This is a genomic window from Streptomyces sp. NPDC002004, assembly GCF_053593975.1.
Window position 1 is genome coordinate 133,169 of record NZ_JBSFDP010000012.1, and the last position, 18,410, is coordinate 151,578.

17 protein-coding genes are annotated in these 18,410 nt (G+C 69.7%); 2 read left to right on the forward strand and 15 right to left on the reverse strand.

Translation table 11 applies throughout. The annotated features are described in order from the left end of the window. Positions 1-3: 3 nt before the first annotated feature. Complete coding sequence (locus tag ACWCP6_RS20185; protein WP_450933821.1) at positions 4-447, reverse strand: universal stress protein; 444 nt, start codon at positions 445-447, stop codon at positions 4-6. A gap of 532 nt (positions 448-979) precedes the next feature. Here ACWCP6_RS20185 and ACWCP6_RS20190 point away from each other — a divergent pair. Further along, positions 980-1,669 carry a CBS domain-containing protein gene (locus ACWCP6_RS20190; protein ID WP_450933822.1) on the forward strand — a complete coding sequence of 230 codons (690 nt, stop codon included), beginning with the start codon at positions 980-982 and terminating at the stop codon, positions 1,667-1,669. 221 nt (positions 1,670-1,890) lie between these two features. Here the strand turns inward: ACWCP6_RS20190 and ACWCP6_RS20195 are convergent, their stop codons facing one another. Next, positions 1,891-3,414, reverse strand: coding sequence for a hypothetical protein (locus ACWCP6_RS20195; RefSeq protein WP_450933823.1), 1,524 nt, complete (start codon positions 3,412-3,414; stop codon positions 1,891-1,893). 420 nt (positions 3,415-3,834) lie between these two features. Between ACWCP6_RS20195 and ACWCP6_RS20200 the strand changes: the two genes are divergently transcribed. Continuing rightward, positions 3,835-4,656, forward strand: coding sequence for an alpha/beta fold hydrolase (locus ACWCP6_RS20200; RefSeq protein ID WP_450933824.1), 822 nt, complete (start codon positions 3,835-3,837; stop codon positions 4,654-4,656). An 89-nt stretch (positions 4,657-4,745) separates the two neighbouring features. Here ACWCP6_RS20200 and ACWCP6_RS20205 read toward each other — a convergent pair whose 3' ends face one another. The 13 genes from ACWCP6_RS20205 to ACWCP6_RS20265 form a co-directional block, all read right to left on the reverse strand. Then, a complete protein-coding gene (locus ACWCP6_RS20205; RefSeq protein WP_450933825.1) occupies positions 4,746-5,252 on the reverse strand; it encodes a DUF6624 domain-containing protein in 507 nt (168 codons plus the stop codon). A gap of 295 nt (positions 5,253-5,547) precedes the next feature. Further along, positions 5,548-6,675: an LLM class flavin-dependent oxidoreductase gene (locus ACWCP6_RS20210; RefSeq protein ID WP_450933826.1), complete on the reverse strand. Its 1,128-nt coding sequence runs from the start codon at positions 6,673-6,675 to the stop codon at positions 5,548-5,550. A 16-nt stretch (positions 6,676-6,691) separates the two neighbouring features. Then, entirely contained in the window at positions 6,692-7,819 is a 1,128-nt protein-coding gene (locus ACWCP6_RS20215; RefSeq protein WP_450933827.1) for an LLM class flavin-dependent oxidoreductase, read from the reverse strand. After that, entirely contained in the window at positions 7,816-9,216 is a 1,401-nt protein-coding gene (locus tag ACWCP6_RS20220; protein WP_450933828.1) for an NtaA/DmoA family FMN-dependent monooxygenase, read from the reverse strand. The genes ACWCP6_RS20215 and ACWCP6_RS20220 overlap by 4 nt, the downstream gene beginning before the upstream one ends. An 18-nt stretch (positions 9,217-9,234) precedes the next feature. Beyond that, entirely contained in the window at positions 9,235-10,437 is a 1,203-nt protein-coding gene (locus tag ACWCP6_RS20225; protein ID WP_450933829.1) for an LLM class flavin-dependent oxidoreductase, read from the reverse strand. A gap of 285 nt (positions 10,438-10,722) precedes the next feature. Continuing rightward, a complete protein-coding gene (locus ACWCP6_RS20230) occupies positions 10,723-11,682 on the reverse strand; it encodes a glutathione S-transferase C-terminal domain-containing protein (RefSeq protein WP_450933830.1) in 960 nt (319 codons plus the stop codon). A 450-nt stretch (positions 11,683-12,132) separates the two neighbouring features. Then, positions 12,133-12,699, reverse strand: coding sequence for an NADPH-dependent FMN reductase (gene ssuE / locus ACWCP6_RS20235; RefSeq protein ID WP_450933831.1), 567 nt, complete (start codon positions 12,697-12,699; stop codon positions 12,133-12,135). Between the two features lie 92 nt (positions 12,700-12,791). Then, on the reverse strand, positions 12,792-13,775 hold the full coding sequence (locus ACWCP6_RS20240) for an ABC transporter substrate-binding protein (RefSeq protein ID WP_450933832.1): 984 nt from the start codon (positions 13,773-13,775) through the stop codon (positions 12,792-12,794). Between the two features lie 40 nt (positions 13,776-13,815). Then, complete coding sequence (locus ACWCP6_RS20245; RefSeq protein WP_450933833.1) at positions 13,816-14,580, reverse strand: amino acid ABC transporter ATP-binding protein; 765 nt, start codon at positions 14,578-14,580, stop codon at positions 13,816-13,818. Continuing rightward, the gene (locus tag ACWCP6_RS20250) at positions 14,577-15,605 is read right to left on the reverse strand and encodes an amino acid ABC transporter permease (protein ID WP_450933834.1); all 1,029 of its coding nucleotides are present in this window, start codon (positions 15,603-15,605) and stop codon (positions 14,577-14,579) included. Before ACWCP6_RS20250 ends, ACWCP6_RS20245 begins: the two co-directional genes overlap by 4 nt. A gap of 21 nt (positions 15,606-15,626) precedes the next feature. Further along, a complete protein-coding gene (locus tag ACWCP6_RS20255) occupies positions 15,627-16,595 on the reverse strand; it encodes an ABC transporter substrate-binding protein (protein ID WP_450933835.1) in 969 nt (322 codons plus the stop codon). Continuing rightward, positions 16,592-17,128: a GNAT family N-acetyltransferase gene (locus tag ACWCP6_RS20260; protein WP_450933836.1), complete on the reverse strand. Its 537-nt coding sequence runs from the start codon at positions 17,126-17,128 to the stop codon at positions 16,592-16,594. Before ACWCP6_RS20260 ends, ACWCP6_RS20255 begins: the two co-directional genes overlap by 4 nt. Further along, positions 17,125-18,276 (reverse strand): LLM class flavin-dependent oxidoreductase, encoded by a 1,152-nt coding sequence (locus tag ACWCP6_RS20265; RefSeq protein ID WP_450933837.1) that lies wholly within the window; start codon positions 18,274-18,276, stop codon positions 17,125-17,127. Before ACWCP6_RS20265 ends, ACWCP6_RS20260 begins: the two co-directional genes overlap by 4 nt. Between the last annotated feature and the right edge of the window lie 134 nt (positions 18,277-18,410).

Genomic DNA, 18,410 nt, shown 5'->3' on the forward strand with positions numbered 1-18,410 from the left:
GGGTCATGCCGACTCCGGACGGACGATCACGACGGGGCACGTGGCGTGGAGTGCGACTTGCTGGCTCACGGACCCCAGCAAGGCCCGGGCGAACCCGCCCCGCCCCCTGCTGCCCACAACGAGCGCCTCCGCCCCCACCGCCGCGCTCAGGAGCATCTCGGCGGGATTGCCCCGCACCAGCACCGCCCTCACCGAGGCAGCCCCTTCCGAGCCGAGCACTTCCGTCAGTTCCCGGGTGAACAGCTCCCGGGCGTTCTCCTCGTCAAGATCCGCGTCCACGGGCGGAGCCGCCCAGATGCGCATCCCCGGCAGGTCCCACACCGCCACCGCTTCCAAGTCGCCTCCGATGGAATCCGTGTACCGCACGGCCCAACGCAGCGCGGCGCGAGAGGACGACGACCCGTCGACGCCGACCACGACGCGCGGCTTCGAGGCATCTGTGTCCATTGCGTCTCTCCTCATCCCGGTCCGACTCGGCCGGGCGACAGCAATCGCCCGCTCACCTCCACGCTGCGCGACCGGGAACGAGGCCGCCATGGGAGCGCGGGTGAACTCGTGCGAATGGACCGCCCGGTGGTTCGGGCGCCCCTGCCGAGCGGTCCTGCCTCCGGGCCCTTCAGCCCCTCCACAGTGGTCCTCCACGTCAGCCATCCTGGTAGGGGAACTGTCCCCGGCCATCGGCGCGAAGGGCCGAGGGAAGGCGACCGGCATGATGTGGGTCGGCCGGCCGTTACCGGCAGCGCTCCTCCGGGTCCTGCTGATCGCCTGGGCCGACGCCTTCGCCCACCGCCTCACCCGCCCTGCCTGAGCCGCCCACTCGGCTCCTACGAACCAGCAGTACGAAGGCAGCGACGATGCGGTACTCCGATGGAACGAGACGCGGGCACCGCCGCGACCAGCCGGACCCGATCCGGCTCGACGGAACCGCGGGACAGCGCCGGAGGCGAACACGGTGAGGCACAGCAAGATCGGCAAACTGATGGTGCGCGATGTGGTCTCGGTGACCGAGGGCACGCCCTTCAAGGAGATCGCCGGACTCCTGGCCGAGCACCGGATCAGTGGCGTGCCGGTCGTCGATGCCCAGCACATGGTGCTGGGCGTGATCTCGGAGAGTGACCTCGTGGTCCGCCAGACGGGCCCTGCTCCCGGCTGGGAAAACGGTCGGGGCGGAAAGGCGGACCCCGGCGCGAGGAGCGCAGCGCCTACCGCCGCCGACCTGATGACAAGTCCCGCCGTCACGGTGCGCGCTGACGAGACCGTCGCCGAGGCCGCACGGACCATGGCGAGCAGAGGGGTGGAACGCCTCCCCGTGGTCGACGGCGAAGGACACCTGGCCGGAATCGTGACGCGGCGCGACTTGCTGCAGGTATTCCTGCGACCTGATCCCGAGATCCGCAAAGAGATCGTCGAGGACCTCTTCGAACGCACGCTGTGGCTGCCCCCGGGAAAGGTCACCGTGAATGTCGCGGATGGCGTCGTGACGCTCGAGGGTCAGCTCGAGCGGCTCAGCGAGATTCTGGTTGCGGTGCGTGTCGCCCGGCAGGTGGACGGGGTCGTCTCCGTCATCGACAGACTGACGTATGTCTTCGACGACGCTCCGAGTGATCGGGAGCCGGAAATCGAACCCGCGGTCCGGCGCAGGAAGGCGGTCCGGGAGCGTTCACCGTGATTGCTCCAGCACGTCCGGGCTGCCGCCGACGCCGAGGGCGACATCACCGGAACATGGACGCTGACTCCACATCGATCCGCGCACCGAGGCCGCGGTCCAGCGGTGCCGCGTCCTGCCCTCGAGCAGGACGACGACGCTCCTGACGCCCCGCCTGCAGCAGCCGCCGTCCGCTGACGTTGCCGTCAAGCACCCCGGCAGCACGTCGAGACCCGCGCCGGCCGTCAGTCCCTGAGCGCGTGGCGGACGAGCCAGGCCCGGTCGGGTTCGTCGTCGCCGGCGGGCCAGGATGCGGCGAGCCCGCGCACCAGGTCGCGGTGCTGGTCGATCAGGTGGTCGTAGGTGAGGCCGAGCGCGCCTTCCACCTGGACGGGCAGGACGCTGGAGTGGGCGGCGCTCAGGAGCACGGCGGTGACCTGCGGCCCGGGCACGTCGAACAGGGCGATGACGGCGAGCGTACGGTCGTCCATGGCGGCCGAGGGGTCGAAGATCAGCTCTTCCAGGGCGGCGACGACTCGGTCGTCCGGCTCGTCCCACCGGTCGAGGCAGTCCTGCGCGGCGCGGAGCGCGCGCTTGCGGACCAGCGGTGCAGAGTCACGGCGGCGGATCGCGGCGGCGAGCAGCGCGGCGTCCTCGGGTTCGGCGAGCAGCGCCAGGACATCGAGCGCGCTGGCGTGGCTGGCGCCGGCACCGGTCTCCGGGCCGGCCATGGCCGATGACGGCGACAGCGTCAGGAGGTGGCGAGCGAGGGCGAGGACGTTGGGGCGGTACGCCTCGACGTCCAGGTGGAACCGGGCAAGGCCGTCGCTGTCGCAGAAATGGTCGAGCGCGATGCCCACCATCGGGACGAGCCCGCTGTACAGCATGGTCCGAAACGCCTGCCGGTGAGCTCCTTTGCCGGTGGGGGCGCGCATCTCGCGATGAGCCTGGAGCAGCCCCGGGCTCTCGGGGTCGACCCCACGCCAGTAGGTGCTGTGCGGGCCGGGGGCCAGAGCCTCACGAACTTCGCTCGCCTCGAAGCCGCGCTCGCCGTCCGGCCAGCTGTCGTCGAGACGTTCGAGCAGGGCGCGGTGGGCGTAGAACCGCTCACCGATCGACAGCGCCCACGCCGCCTGCTGCTGGAAGCGGTAGTCGTCCTCGCCGGTCGCGCGGACCAGCAGCGCGGTCACCTCCTCGCCGGCAGCGCCGCGCAGCGCGCTGAGCGCCTTGTGCCGGTCGTCGATGTGCAGCGAGCGGTCGAACGCCATCTCACCGATCAGCGCGGCCAGCCGGGGGTCGGGGGCCTCGGAGCTTGCGAGGACGGTGCCTGCTGCACCCAGGGCGTTGTACAGCAGTTCCCCGTCCGGGCGGCGCCGCAGCACGGCGAGGACGGCCTCGGCGTCCTCGGGGCCCGCGTCGTTCTTGAGGGCGAGGAGGGCGCTGGCGTGGTCGGCGCCCTCGAAAGCGATGTCGTCGCCGGGCCGGGGCGGGTGGCGGAGCATCTCCCGGGCGACCGCGAGGACCTCCTCCCGGTAGGGCTCGAACGGATTGGCCCGGCCGAACCGGCTGGTGGCGGCGGCGCGGTCGAAGAAGTCCAGGGCAGTACCGCGAGCGACGGTGTCCTCGCTGCGCAGCAACACCAGGAACGCCCGCTGGAACTCGTCGGCGGTCGTCGCGTCGTCGGTTGCGTCGAACGCGGCCTGCAGCTCGGCATCGTCGAAGTCGCAGTCCCAGTACCAGGACTGGAACTCCCGAAGAAGGGTCACCATGCACACCCGAGCATCAGATCATCCAACGGGCCATCGCCCAACCGGACGCACGACCTGAGCTCACCACCTGCCCGGTGACCCGGGCGCGGACCGGTACTGCCGACTCCCCGCCAGCCCGTACCGACCCACCATGCGTCGCTGTCCGTCTGTCGTGGGACCCACTTCTGCCGTGCCCCTCCACCGGCCCTGACCTTCTTCCGCGTCGTGGTACCACGCCTCGCGCCCGTTCTCCGGATCGGACTCGCGGCGCCAGCCGTCGCAAGCGGCCCACGGTTTTCCCCAAACCGCAAGGCCTTGTCGGTGTGACATGCAGCGGTCGGGTGAAGGGTTGACCCCCGCAAAGACGGAAGTAAACATTCCGTTTCATGGTTCGGCATTGTCGAACCCGGTTCGAATTGCGTTCCACCGAAGGAGAGCCCCATGCGCCTCCCCTCCCCCGTCCGGTTTCTGGCCGCTGCCGCCACCACGGCGGCCCTCGGCTTGATGGGTCCCGTACCCACCGCTCACGCCGACGTCACCGACGTCCCTCCGGCCGGAGCCAATGACTGGTCCTGCAAGCCGGACGCGGCGCACCCCGAGCCCGTCGTCCTGGTGAACGGCACGTTCAAGACCATGGCCGAGAACTGGGCCACTCTCTCGCCACAGCTCGCCGACGCCGGCTACTGCGTGTTCGCATTCAACTACGGCCATGCCGCCACCGACCCCATCCCCGACTCCGCCGCGGAGCTGCGCGACTTCGTCAACGCCGTACTCGGTTCGACCGGCACGCACAAGGTGGACCTGGTGGGCCACAGCCAGGGCGGAATGATGCCGCGCTACTACGTGAAATTCCTGGGCGGCGCGTCCAAGGTGGACGACCTCGTCGGCATCGTGCCGTCGAACCACGGCACCTCGAACCCGCTGGCCCTTGCGGCCGGGGCCACCGTCTGCCCGGCCTGCGTCGATCAGACCGCCGGTTCCGACCTGCTCCAGAAGCTCAATGCGGACCCCGAGGCCCCCGCAGGCCCCGATTACACGCAGATCGCCACAAAGTATGACGAAGTCGTCATCCCCTATACCAGCGCCTACCTGAGTGGGCCGGAGAACCACGTCACCAACGTCCTGGTCCAGGACGCGTGCCCGCTCGACACCACCGAGCACGACCAGGCGCCCAAGGACCAGGTGGTCGCACAGTGGGTGCGCAATGCCCTGGAGCGCCGGGGACCGGCCGATCCCGGCCTCCGGCCTCGCTGCCTCGGCTGATCCGCGGTCCCGGGTCGCCAGGACCTGTCCGGCGGATCACACCCATGGCAGGTGGGCCTCGGGAGGTGATCCGCCGGACACGGCCGGCGTCAGGCCATCGAGAACTTGGAAACGTACTGGTCGAAGGGCTCAATGCCGACTTCCGCACGCAGTTCGTCCATGCGCTCGGGCTCTTCACAGGGCCACGGAACAGGTGCCCCGTCCTTCACACCGGCGATCTGAGTGCCGTAGATCTGCTTTCGACCCTCGTTCACAAGCGTGCGGTCGCGCAGAAAGGCCAGTTCGCGCGGGCCGGCCGAGCCTGCTGCAACCGCCTGCTGCATCAACTGGAGGGCGCGTCGCTGGACGTGGAGCTGCCGGTCGGCATGCTGGGCGATCAGCCACGCCGAGCGAGCGGCCTCCTCACCGACGAGCTCTGCCGTCGGCCAGCCGTAGTCGTCCATGATCTCGCCGAGCCGGTCACCGTGCCGTGCGGTCAGCCGGCGCCACGCCAGCTGCTCGGCCGGGTCATCGCTGTTGGCGTGGACCGAGGACCGATGATCGCTCGCAGCCATGGCCTTGAGTTCCTCCGCCAGCCCGGCAGCGTCGTACGCCACTCTCAACTCCCAGGTTCGGTGATTGCGTTGTCTTCGTCATCCGCAACCCTAGGGGCGCATATGGGGCTTAAAGATCATTCTGGAGAACGGTGACAGGCACCTCGGCGGACGGCGATAATGGATGTACCCCCGGAGCCAGTGCCTGATCGCTGCGACGGTCACGGTGTCCTGGCAGACACGGGTACGTTTGCCGTACCGGGTGGCCACTGCCCGGAAGCCCTCGAACCCCGTGCGTCCGCGTCGACCTGGACGAAGGCGGCCGTCGCACGGAAACGGGAACCAGCCTCGAACACGCTCATCGGCGTTGCCACTCCTCTGCGAGGAGTTGGTAGGAGCGCACCCGGTCAGCATGGTCGTGGGTGATGGTGGTGATGATCAGCTCGTCCGCGCCGGTCGCCTCCTGCAGTTGTTCGAGTTGGTCGGCGACGCGCCCCGGAGAGCCGACGAACTGGGTGTCGACACGGTCGGCGACCAGGGCACGGTCTGCTTCGGTCCAGGCGTGGGCGCGAGCCTGCTCCGGGGTTGGGAAGGGGATGGCACCCTCGGCGGTGCGGATGCTGCGGACCCACGGGCCGTAGCCGGTGGCAAGTTCGCGGGCCGTCCCGTCGTCCTCGGCGACGACGACGTCGGCCGAGACGCTGACGTAGGGCTTGTCGAGGTGGTCGGACGGCTGGAACGCGGCGCGGTAGCCCTCGGCTGCTTCCAGTACGGTGGCCGGGCTGACGTGGTAGTTGGCGGCGAAGCGGAGGCCGTTGCGGCCTGCGACCTCGGCGCTCTGTCCGCCGCTGCTGCCGAGGATCCATACCTGCACCGCGGCGCCCTCACCGGGGACGGCGTGTGCTTCGATCCCGTCCGCGGAGCGGTAGTCGCCGCGCAGGAGCGCGAGGACGGCGTCGATCTGCTCGCCGTAGTCCTGGGGTTGGGCGCCGGGCTGGTGCAGGAGCTGCTGGTGGAGCAGGAAGCGGGGCGAACCGATCAGATGCTCGGGCGAGAACCGTGGCGGGATCTTCAGCCCGTTGGGGGCGCGCCCGTCGACGACGGGAGTCGTAGTCGGCAGGGGCCCTGCCGACCGACCGGAGGGACGTCCGCCCGAGCGGCCCAGGCCCAGGTCGAGTCGCCCGGGGTGCAGCGCGTCGATCAGTCCGAACTCCTCGACCGTGGACAGGGCGGTGCGGTGACCGAGTTGGACGGCACCGGAGCCGATCCTGATCGTGGACGTGGCGGAGGCCGTCAAGGCCAGTACGACGGCGGGCGAGGTCCCGGCCACGCCCGGGTTGAGGTGGTGTTCGGCGAACCAGTAGCGGGTGTAGCCGAACTGCTCGGCCTGCCGGGCGAGGTCGATGGTGTTGCGCAGCGCCTCTGCGGCGGTGGAGCCGGACGAGATCGGGACGAGGTCGAGAACTCCGAGAGGGATGCCGGACATGATCGGGTGCTGCTCCTCAGCGTTGGGTGGGCGCGGGTGCCGATGCGGGCGCGAATGCGGGCTTGGGCCCGGGCTCGGCTTCGGGTTCGGCGGTGACCGACGCCCAGGGGAACGGCGGGTCGGGGATGTCGCGTCGCAGAGCGGGGGCGATGTCGGACTGGAAGAGTTCGAGTGAGGCGCGGTGCTGGGCCTGGGTGAGCCCGTCTGCGTCGGCGTGCAGGTGGAGCACGCTGTGCCCGAATTGCTCGTGGTAGCGGTGCACTTTGTCGATGACCTGCTGCGGGCTGCCGATCAGTGCCGAGCTGCGTTCGACGAAGTCCTCCAGGGTCGGGAACACCGGCTCGAGGCCCAGGCGTTTCTGGAACGCGAGATGGCCTTCGAACACCGGCCGGTATGCGGTGATGGCTTCTTGTGAAGTGCGGGCCGCGTAGTAACCGGCCGTTCCCGCACCGACGACGGCCCGGGCCGGGTCGTGGCCGTAGTGCTCCCACCGCTCCCGGTAGTAGCGGATCAGTTCGGCGTACGGCTCCATCGGATGGGTGACGTTGGCCGAGAAGAGCGGGTCGCCGTAGCGGGCAGCGAGATCGACCGACTCCCTGCTGGTCGCGCTGCCGTGCCAGACCCGGATGGGTTGCTGGAGAGGTCTCGGCCACACCTCGGCGTCGGTCAGCTCGGGGCGGAAGCGCGGAGAGGCACTCACCTTGTCCTGCCGCCAGATGCTGCGGAACAGCTCGTAGCTCTCGGCGTTGCGATCCCACTGGTCCTCGGGGGTGACCTGAAACAGTTCGCGCTGGGCGGCACCGTTGCCCTTGCCGATGATCAGGTCGAGACGGCCCGCGGACAGGTGGTCCAGGGTCGCGTAGTCCTCGTATGCACGTACCGGGTCGAGCAGACTCAGGGTGGTGACGGCGGTGAACAGCCGGATCCGGGAGGTCAGTGCGGCGATATGGCTGAGTACGACCGGTGGCGACGAGGAGACGAAGGGCCGCTCGTGGCGTTCGCCGACGCCGAAGCCGTCGAATCCGAGTTCCTCGGCGAGCAGCGCGTCGTCGATCACCTCGCGGAAGCGCTCGTTGGTGGACTTCTGGATGCCGGTCACCGGATCGGGGGCGTGCACGATGAGGGTGATGGCCAGGAACTTCACGACGCTGCCCGCCGGGTCTCCCCCAGCTTCGCGCGGGCGTCGGGATGTGCCAGGCCGAGGTGGTCGCGGAGCGTGGTGCCGGTGTAGTCGTGGCGGAAGACACCACGTTCCTGCAGCAGCGGGACGACGGTGTCGGCGAACTCGTCCAGGCCGCCTGGGGTGATGTGCGGGACCAGGATGAAGCCGTCGGCGGCGTCCGTCTGGACGAATCGGTTGATGGTCTCGGCGACGGTGGCCGGGGAGCCGACGAACGACTGGCGGCCGGTTGTCTCGATGACCAGTTCGCGGATCGACAGGTTCTTCGCGGCGGCGCGCTCGCGCCATTGCCTGGCGACGGCGAGCGGGTCGCGGAACATCCGTACGCTGGCCCGGCCGCGGGCGATGGTGTTCTCGCCGGGGTCCGGGTCGATGTCAGGGAGCGGGCCGTCCGGGTCGTAGCCGGACAGATCGCGGTTCCAGACGTGTTCGAGGTACTTGATCGCGGTCTGCCCGCTGACCTGTTGGCGTCGGACCTCATGTGCCAGGTCGTGCGCCTCGGCATCGTTGTCGCCGAGTACGAAGGTCGCCGCGGGGAGGACGAGAAGCTGGTCGTGGGTTCGGCCGTGGCGGGCCAGGCGTCCCTTGACGTCGGCGTAGAACTCGCGGCCCGCCTCCAGGGTGCTGTGTCGGCTGAAGATGGCGTCGGCGCTCGACGCGGCGAACTCGCGTCCTTCGTCGGAGTCACCGGCCTGGAAGATCACCGGGCGGCCCTGTGGGCTACGCGGGACGTTGAACCGGCCGGCGATGTCGAAGTGCTGTCCCCGATGGACGAAGGCCCCGGCCTGCGCGTCCTTGAGGAAGGTGCCGGACTGCTGGTCGGCGACGATTTCGTCGCCGTGCCAGGAGTCGAACAGCTCGGTGGCGGTGGACAGGAACTCCTTGGCCCTGGAGTAACGCTGTTCCTGCGGGAGGAATCCGCCGCGCCGGAAGTTCTCGCCGGTGAAGGCGTCCCAGGAGGTGACGACGTTCCAGGCGGCTCGTCCGCCCGAGAGGTGGTCCAGGGCTGCGAACTGGCGGGCCACCTCATAGGGCTCGTTGAAGGTGGAGTTGATGGTGCCGGTCAGGCCGAGATGTTCGGTGACGGCGGCGAGTGCCGACAGGACGGTGAAGGTGTCGGGGCGCCCAACCACGTCCAAGTCGTATATCCGGCCGCCTTGTTCGCGCAGCCGCAGTCCCTCGGCGAGGAACAGGAAGTCGAACTTGGCGCGTTCGGCGGTCCGTGCGAAGTGGGTGAACGAGCTGAACTCGGTGTGGCTGCCGGCCCGTGGGTCGCTCCACACGGTCGTGTTGTTGACGCCGGGGAAGTGCGCCGCGAGATGGATCTGCTTCGGAGGCCTGCCCGTGGTCGGGTTGCTCATGATCGTACGGCTCCCCTCTCAGGCGGCGGCATAGCGGTTGGCGGGGCGGGTGAGGCCGAGCAGCCCGCGCAGGGTGTGCTCCTCATAGGCGCGCCGGAAAGCGCCTCGGCGTTGGAGCTCGGGCACCAGGCTCCGGGTGACCTGCTCCAGGTCGTGGCCGATCACTCCGGGGCGCAGCCGGAAGCCGCTCAGGCCGGCCCTGTGCCACTCCAGCAGGAGGTCCGCGAGTTGTCGGGGTGTACCGGTGAACACTTCGGCGTCGCTGGTGCAGGTGTGGCCCGCGAGGCCGTCCAGGCGGGATTTGCGGTCCGCGGCCGCCGCGGGGTCGTCGTCCAGGAACACCACCAGGTCACCGAAGATGTGCAGCTGCTCCTCCGCTCGCCCTGCCGCGGCCTGGGCGGCTCGGATCTCGGCGACGATGCCACGAGCCTGGTCGGTGTCGCGCGGGGTGACGTAGCCGATGTCGGCCGAACGGCCCACCAGTTGATAGGGCACACTCCGGTGCGCGAGCGCGCTGACGACGGGCTGCCCCTGCGGCGGGCGCGGGGTGATCGAGGGGCCCTTGACGCTGAAGTGCCTGCCCTCGAAGTCGATGTAGTGCAGCTTGTCACGGTCGATGAAGCGTCCCGTGGCGATGTCGCGGATCTCCGCGTCGTCCTCCCAGCTGTCCCACAGGCGGCGCACCACCTCGATGTAGTCGGCGGCTTCATCGAAGAGCTCGGCGATCAGCTCGCGGCCGGGTGTGGTGTCCTGGTCATCGGCGCGAAGACGTGGGAACGTGCGGCGGCCGAAGTGCGCGGCCTCGTTCTGCCGCGCCGTCACCTGGACGCGCAGACCCGCGCGACCGGCGCTGACGTAGTCCAGGGTGGCGATCGCCTTGGAGATGTGGAACGGCTCGGTGTGAGTGGCGACCACGGTCGGTACCAGTCCGATGTGCCGGGTCAGCGGTGCGACGCGGGCGGCGACGAGCACCGCGTCGAGCCGGCCCCGCACCTGGTCGGTGCGCGCGTCCGGCTCCGTGAGGTGGGAAGACTGCAGCCCGAGCGAGTCCTCGAACGTCACGAAGTCGAGGAGGCCGAGTTCGGCCTCGGTCACGAGGTCGGTCCAGTAGCCGGCGGTGAACAGGTCGTGGGGCCGGGCGTCCGGCTCGCGCCATGCAGCCGGGTGCCAGCCGGCGCCGTCCAGGGCCACGGCCAGGTGGAGAGAGGGAGGTGCGGACACGAAAAGGGTGCCTTCCTGGTCGACCGTATGTGATCACCCTCAGGCCGAGGGTTCAGCGGCTAGGAACAGGTCAGGGAACGACAGAGGGCGCCGGCCGCCCGTTGCGGACCGGTGTGGGCCCGGGAGCACGGGCGGAGGCAGTCACTCGCGACGAGATCCACGACAGCCGTGACGAGCACGCGGGAAACGGGGGGCACCACCGTCACCTCCGCCCTTCCGGCCGTTTGTCCTGCTCGGAATGGGTCCCGCCATGCACCGGCGAGGCGGGACCTTTGTCGTCGCAGGCTACGCCGGGCCGGACGGACGAAGGTGCAGAGCGTATTGCGGTTCCATGAAACCGTCCGGGCACTGCCGGGACGGCTGGGCGGTGGCTCCGTCCGGGACGTGCCCGGCCCAGTCGAGGATCTGTACCGCCGCACCTGCGGCCTCCAGCCCTTGGCAGTGGGCATGGTGTCGACGGGCGATGGCGTCCAGGTCGAGGTGCACGCCGAAGCTGTGGTGGGCGGCCAGTCGTCGTGCGTAGGCCCACAGGTGCGGATGGTCGGCGATGTGGTGGACCGCGGCGGCGTCCAGGTGCTGGCGGTGCACGGTGTCGAGTTGCACCAGGGTCACCCACAGCTGCACGTCGGCGGCCGTCATTTCGTCGCCGAGGATGAACTCCTGGGTGGCGAGCCGCCACTCGAGTGAGCCCAGGTCCCGGAGCAGGGAACTGAGGGCGGTGCGACGCGCCGTGGCGTCGGCGTCGGCCTGCCCGGCGCGCTGAGCCGCCTCATTGATGCGGTGTTCGCAGAGGTGTTCGACGGCCTCGATCTCCTGCTCCGCGCCGGGCGGGTGGAGGACCGGCCGGTCGGAGCCCTCCTCGCCGAAGTGCCGGGTCAGATCCCGGAGGATGTCCGGAGTGTGAGTGCTGACGATCCGCCCCGTCCAGGTGTCGCTCAGCACAGGGGCGGCAGTCGGTCCGGGATGCCGGTGCGAGCTGGCCTCGTACAACGGACGCAGAGCGGAGTAACCACCGTCGGGGCTGTCGGGCACGGTCGGCAGCAGCACCACCGGGACGGACTGCTCCAGCCCCAGAAGGCTGTGGGTGATGGCGATCCGCAGACAGTGGGGGCAGGACAGCGAGAGGTGCAGACGGTAGCGGTGTGACGTGGCGTAGTAACCACTGCTCGCGTCGCGGCCGATTCTGCCCCGGAACGACGGCGGTGAGGGGTGGGACGGGACGGTGGACAGGGGTGCGGCGGGCATGGGTCTCCCTGAGTCCGGGTCCGGCTTCTGGTTCTCAGAGGTGCGCCCGTCGGCGCACGCACGTGAGGTGAGGTGAGGGGAGCGCGGCGGCGGCGGCGCGCACCCGTACGCGGCGGAGATGCGGTGCCGGTGGGCACCGTGGGTTCAGAGCAGAGGGCTCGCCGCGCTGCAGACACGCAGGAGATCGATGTGCCGGCGGGAGGTCAGGAGGAGGGGCGACCGGCCCACGCGCGGGGCGCGATCGGCGGGCGACTCCAGACGCTCCATCATTTCCTACCCGTCCACTAGGGATTGCGTTCTGAAGTGTCCATCGGCTTTCGAACCTCGTCAAGAGAGCCTTGCCCATCTCCCGTGCCGCGGGTTACGAGGCTGATCGCCGAGTTCCCGACCAGGCGGCTCGTGGCCCACCGTCCCTGTGCGGCGATGCGCCAGTCGCCCGCCGCCGCACGGTCAAGCCGCCCGTCCGGCGGCCGCCAGCAGGGCCGTACGGCTGCCGAGGGCGTCGGAGAACTGGTCGACCACCTGGGCGAGGGCCTCGGCCGCGCCCTGGGCGACGGTCAGGGTTCCGTCGTCGCCCACCACGATGTCCTTGTCGAGCGTGAACCAGCCCTGGACGATGTGCCCGGCGCCCATGGAGCTGAGCACCGGGCGCAGGGCGTAGTCGATCGCCAGGACGTGCGCCGTGGTCCCGCCGGTCGCCAGCGGCAGGACCGTCTTGCCGGTCAGGGCGTACTGCGGCAGCAGGTCCAGCAGTGACTTCAGCAGCCCGGAGTAGGCGGCTTTGTAGACGGGTGTGCCGATCACGACTCCGTCGGCGCGGTCGAACAGCGCGGTGGCCTCGACGATCGCCGGGTGCCGGAAGTCGGCGCCGAGCAGCGCCTCGGCGGGGATGGTGCGGACGTCCAGGGGGACCACCTCGTGCCCCTGGGCCGTGAGCCGCGCATCCAGGTGGCGCAGCAGGCGGGCGGTACGAGAGGTGGCTGAGGGACTTCCGGAGACGGACAGGACAGTAGCCATGGTGGACCTTTCGGGAACGGGACGTTGGTATGGGGTTCGTGGTACGGGGCCGCATCCCGCGGCGGTACTGCGGCCCCGTACACCTGCGACGGCTACTTGTTGGTCTTGGGCAGGCCGGGTGGGTTGATCTCGGACTTGGCCACGGCCTCGTCGGACAGGCCCCAGCGTCGGAGCACCTTGGCGTACGTGCCGTTGCGGATGATCTCGTTCAGCGCGTCGGCGAGAGGCTTGGCCAGGCCGCTGTTCTTCTTGGTGGTGGCCGCGATGAGGCCCTGGAGGGTCGCGCCGGCGCCGGAGTAGGTGCCGACGACCTCGGTCTTCCCGGTGGTGGCCGCGTGGTAGGCGGCGGTCGGGTTGGGGCCGAGGTAGAGGTCGACGCGGCCGGACTGGAGCGCGAGGTAGGTGTCGCTGTCGTTCTGGTAGTACTTGATGTTCACCGGCTTCAGGCCGGCCTTCACGTCCTCCTTGCTCCACTCGATGAGCAGCTTCTCCTGGTTGGTGCCGCTGCCCACGGCGACGGTCCTGCCCGCCACGTCCCTGGGACCGGTGACCTTCAGACCGCTGCCCTTCTTCGCCTCGAAGCCCAGGTTGTCCTTGCGGTAGGTGGCGAAGTCGTACTTCTCCTTGCGTTCCTCGGTGTCGGTGATGTTGCTGAAGCCGACGTCGTACTTGGCGCTGTCGAGGCCGACGAAGATGTTCTCCCAGGAGACCGTGTTGATGTGCGGCCTGAGGCCCAGCACCCCGGCGACCAGGTGGGCGATGTCGGGTTCGACGCCGATGACGGTCTTGTTGTCGGTCGCGTAGAAGGTCAGCGGCGCGGCGGAGCCGGACGAGCCGACGATCTCCAGAACGCCTCTCCTGCGGATCTTCTCCGGGACCTCGGCTGCTATGGAATCGACCTTGTCGGTGGTGATGCGGTGCTGGTCCGGGCGCAGGTTGATCTTCGTACTGGCGCCCTTGGAGGCCGCGACCTCGGTGGTGCCGCCGTCATCGGGGTTGCTGCAGGCGGCGAGGACGAGGGCGGCGGTCAGTCCGAGCGCGGCAGCGGTGGTGCGGCGGGTGATCGAGGTGGACACGGTCGTGCTCCTTGCGAAGGGGACGGGGGGTGAGGGTTGGTCAGAGGACCTTGGAGAGAAAGGTGCGGGTGCGCTCGTGCAACGGGTCGTCCAGTACGGCCCCGGGCGGGCCCTGCTCCACGACGACTCCGCCGTCCATGAACACCAGGGTGTCGGCGACCTCGCGGGCGAAGCCGATCTCGTGGGTCACGACGATCATGGTGGTTCCGGTGCGGGCCAGGTCCTTGATGACGTCGAGGACTTCGCCGACCAGTTCCGGATCGAGAGCCGAGGTGGGCTCGTCGAACAGGAGCACCTTCGGTTCGAGGGCGAGTGCGCGGGCAATGGCCACGCGCTGTTGCTGACCACCGGACAGCTGACGCGGATAGGCGTCGGCCTTGTCGGCGAGGCCCACCCGGTCCAGCAGCCGGCGGGCGGTCTCCTCCGCTTCCCTGCGCGGGCGGCGCAGCGCGGAGACGGGGGCCTCGACGAGGTTGTCCAGCACGGTCAGGTGCGGGAAGAGGTTGAAGTTCTGGAAGACGAACCCGATGTGGGTGCGCTGCTTCAGAACGTCCTTCTCCTTCAGCTCGTGCAGCTTGCCGCCCAGGCGGCGGTAGCCGATGAGTTCGCCGTCGATGCCGATCCAGCCGCGGTTGACCTTCTCCAGGTGGTTGATGGTGCGCAGCAGCGTGGATTTTCCGGAGCCGGAAGGGCCGAGGATCACCGTGACCTCGCCGGTGTGAACCTGGAGGTCGACGCCGCGCAGCACTTCCAGCGGGCCGAAGCTCTTGTGGACGCCGTGCACGTCCACCATCACCTCGCTCATCGGCTCTCTCCCAGAGGGATTACGGGTGTGACGGGCCGGCGGCGCTGTGCCGCCGCAATGCGCGCATCGCGTACGAAGCGCCGCACGCGCTGGATCGGGGTGGGCGGCGGGGTGCGGTTGGCGCCCCGGGCATAGCGGCGTTCCACGTAGTACTGGGCCACCGACAGCAGGGAGGTCAGCAGCACGTACCAGGCGGTGGCCACCAGCAGCAGTGGGATCACGCGGCCGTTGCGGCCGTAGATCACCTGCACCTGGTAGAACAGCTCGCCGATGGACATCACGTACACCACCGAGGTGCCCTTGAGCAGGCCGATGATCTCGTTGCCGGCCGTGGGCAGGATGGCGCGCATGGCCTGCGGCAGCACGATCCGGCGGATCTGCCTCAGCCGGGGGATGCCCAGCGCCGCGGCGGCCTCCAGCTGTCCGTGGTCGACGGCGATGACGCCGCCGCGCACGATCTCGGCGGCATAGGCGGCCTGGTGCAGTGTCAGTCCGATGACGGCGGCGCCGATGGTGCCGACGAGGCTGTTGCTGTCGAAGGACCAGAACACCGGCCCGAAGGGAATGCCGACGCCCAACTCCTTGTAGAGCGCGCTCAGGTTGAACCAGAACACCAGCTGGACGATCATCGGGATGGACCGGAAGATCCAGATGTAGGTCCAGGCGACGGTCTGCAGCACCGGGCTGCGCGACAGCCGCATGAAGGCCAGCACGGTGCCGAGGAGGAAGCCGAGCACGGTGGCGCAGGCGGTGAGCTGGAGGGTCACCCACACCGCCTGGACGATCGTCTCGGACAGGACGTAGTCGCGGAAGACGCCCCACTCCCAGACGGGGTTGGTGAACAGCCCGTGCACGAACTGGGCGACCAGCACGATCACGGCGACGGCCGCCACCCAGCGGGCGTAGTGGCGGGCGGGGACGACCTTGAGCGAGGCCGGGTCGTCCTTGGCGGGAGGAGTCCCAGGGCCTGCGCCCTGGGCAGCCGGGCCCGGTGGCGCGGCAGCGGATTCGGTGATGAGTCCCATCGTGGCGTTCCTGCTCAGTCGTTACGTGTGCTCGGGCGGGTTGATCCGTGACGTCTTGATCGCGGAGGCGGAGGTGCCCCACTTCTTGAGGATCCGGGCGTATGTGCCGTTCTTGATCAGCTCGTCGACGGCAGCCTGGAACGCCTTGGTGAGTGGGGAGCCCTTCTTGAAGGCGAAGCCGACGTCGAGGCGGTGGTACTCGCCGAGGAAGGTGGTCTGCGAGGCGGGTTGTGCCGCCTGATGGCGCAGGCCGTTGATGGTCGACATGATCACGTCGATCCGGCCCTGCTGGAGTGCGGTGAGCGTCGCTCCGTTCTCCGAGTAGACCTTCACGTCGTACGGCTTCTTGCCCGCCTTGGCACACACCCCCTTCTGCGCGGTGAGGGTCGCCTCGAAGGTGGTTCCGGCTCCGGTGCCGATGGTCAGCCCGCACAGCTGGGTGAGGTCCGTGACCTTCGTCTTGACTGCGGTGCTGCCCTTCTTCACCGCGAAGCCCTGGCCGTCGTTGATGTAGGTGACGAAGTCGACCGTCTTCAGCCGCTCGGTGGTGACGCCGAAGTTTCCGGTGCCGACGTCGTACTTGCCGCTGCCCAGGGCCGGCAGGATCGTCTCGAAGGAGGCGTCCTGCCGCTCCGGCTTGACGCCGAGGACCTTGGCCACCGCCTCGGCGATGTCGATGTCCTGGCCGGCGGGCGGCTTGTCCTGCCCGTTCGGGTAGTACGCCCCGGGCGGGAGCCCGATCGCGCTGCCGACCCGCAGCGTGCCCGACGTGCGGACGTCGGCGGGCAGCAGGGCCGCGACGGAGTCCACCTTGTGTACGGAGGCGACCGGATTGTCCGTCGGTGCCTGGGCGGCCGCCGGCGGGGTGGCCGAGGGCGCGCCGGAGCCACACGCGGTCAGCACCAGTACGGGCAGTACCGCGACGGTGACGGCGATGCGCGGACGTGTCGCACGTCGCGGGTCGCGGGTACCGATGCCACGGACGCTCATGGGTTGGCTCTCTCTCCTTGGTGTGGTGTGGCCGGCAGGTGCTTTTCGAAAGGCAGGGGGCCGATGGTTTCCGGGTCCGCGTCGGTGTCGAAGAGCGGGGTGTAGCCGGTCGTCAGGTACAGGCCGCGGGCCTCGGGCTGGCGCGGACCGGTGGTCAGGTGGATCCGCCGGTAGCCGCGGGCGCTCGCCTCGCGCTCCAGCTCGGCGACGACGCGTCGGGCCAGACCGCGCCGCCGGTGGGCGGAGTGCGTCCAGATGCGCTTCAGCTCGGCCGTGGTCTCGTCGTACCGGCGGAAGGCACCGCCCGCGACCGGCTCACCCTGTTCGAGCAGCAGGAGCAGGACGCCGCCGTGGGGTGCGGTGAACTCCGCGTCGGGATAGCGGGCGAGTTCGGCGTGGGCGTCCTTGCCGTAGCGGGTCGAGTACTCGTCTCCGAGTTCGCGCAGCAGGGGTCTCACGCGCGGGTCGGACACGGCGACGTGAATGACCGCAAGCTCGGCCGAGTTCGGCGGCTGCTGTGCGACGGAGGTCATCCGCTCACCACCGCGAGGGTCTGCGGGCCGCGCACCGCCTGCTCGGCGTCGCGCTTGGCGACCTCCTCGCGAACGATCGGGATCACGTACCGGCCGAAGTCGATGGCGTCGCCCAGCAGGTCGTAGCCGCGGGCGGAGAGGATGTCGACGCCGAGGTCGTAGTAGTCGAGCAGCGCCTGGGCGACCGTCTCCGGGGTTCCGACCAGGGCGTTCGAGTTGCCCGCGCCGCCGGTGGCGGCAGCGGTCGGGGTCCATAGGGCCCGGTCGTAGCGCTCCCCCGCCTCGGCGATGGCGATCAGCCGCTGCGAGCCGACGTTTTGAGGTGGTGCGGCCTGCGACGTCGCGTGCCCGTTGTGACGCTTGGTGACCGGCTCACCCTTCGCCCTGCGGGCCTTGATGGCGCCGACCGTACGGCGGGCCTTCTCCCAGGCCAGTTCCTCGGTCGGGGCGATGATCGGGCGGAACGCGACCTGGATGCGCGGCACGTCCGTACGCCCCGCGGCCTCGGCGGCGGCCTTCACCGCCTCGATCTGCTCGGCGGTCCTCTCCAGGGGCTCGCCCCACAGGCAGTAGATGTCGGCCTCGGCGCCCCCGGCGGCGTACGCGGCGGGTGACGAGCCCCCGAACGACACGTTCGGCCGCGGCTGCTGGACGGGGAAGACGTCGCTGACGAAGTCGTGGAAGCGGTAGTGCTCGCCCTCGTGGTCGAAGGGCTCGTGGGTGGTCCAGATCTTCTTGACGATCCGGATGTACTCGCGGGTGCGGGCGTAGCGCTCGTCCTTGGTGAGGGTGTCCCCCTCGCGGCCCTGTTCACGGTCGTTGCCGCCGGTGATGAAGTGCACGGTCAGCCGGCCCTCGCTGATCCGGTCCAGGGTGGCGAAGGTCTTCGCGGCGAAGGTCGGGTACGACACGTTGGGCCGGTGGGCCAGCAGGAGCTGCAGGCGGTCCAGCTTGCTCGCGACGTAGGCGGCGGCCGGCGCGGGATCCGGCGAGCCTGAGCCGTAGGCGAACAGCACCCGGTCCCAGCCGTGTTCCTCGTGGGCCCGGGCCAGCCGGAGCGTGTACTCCTTGTCGAAAGCGGCGCCGGAGCGCGGGGTGGTTTCCGAGCCGTCATGGGTGGCGGCGATGCCAAGGAACTCCACGGGCATGGGAGATGGCCTTTCCTCGAGTGCTCCGGAGCCGTGCCGTGGGCGGCACGCGAGCACGGCGGAGCAGCCCTCGGCGCAGCGCGTCGACCGCGCTTCAGCGCCGGGAACCAGATGGTGGGCAGGTGTGATGACGC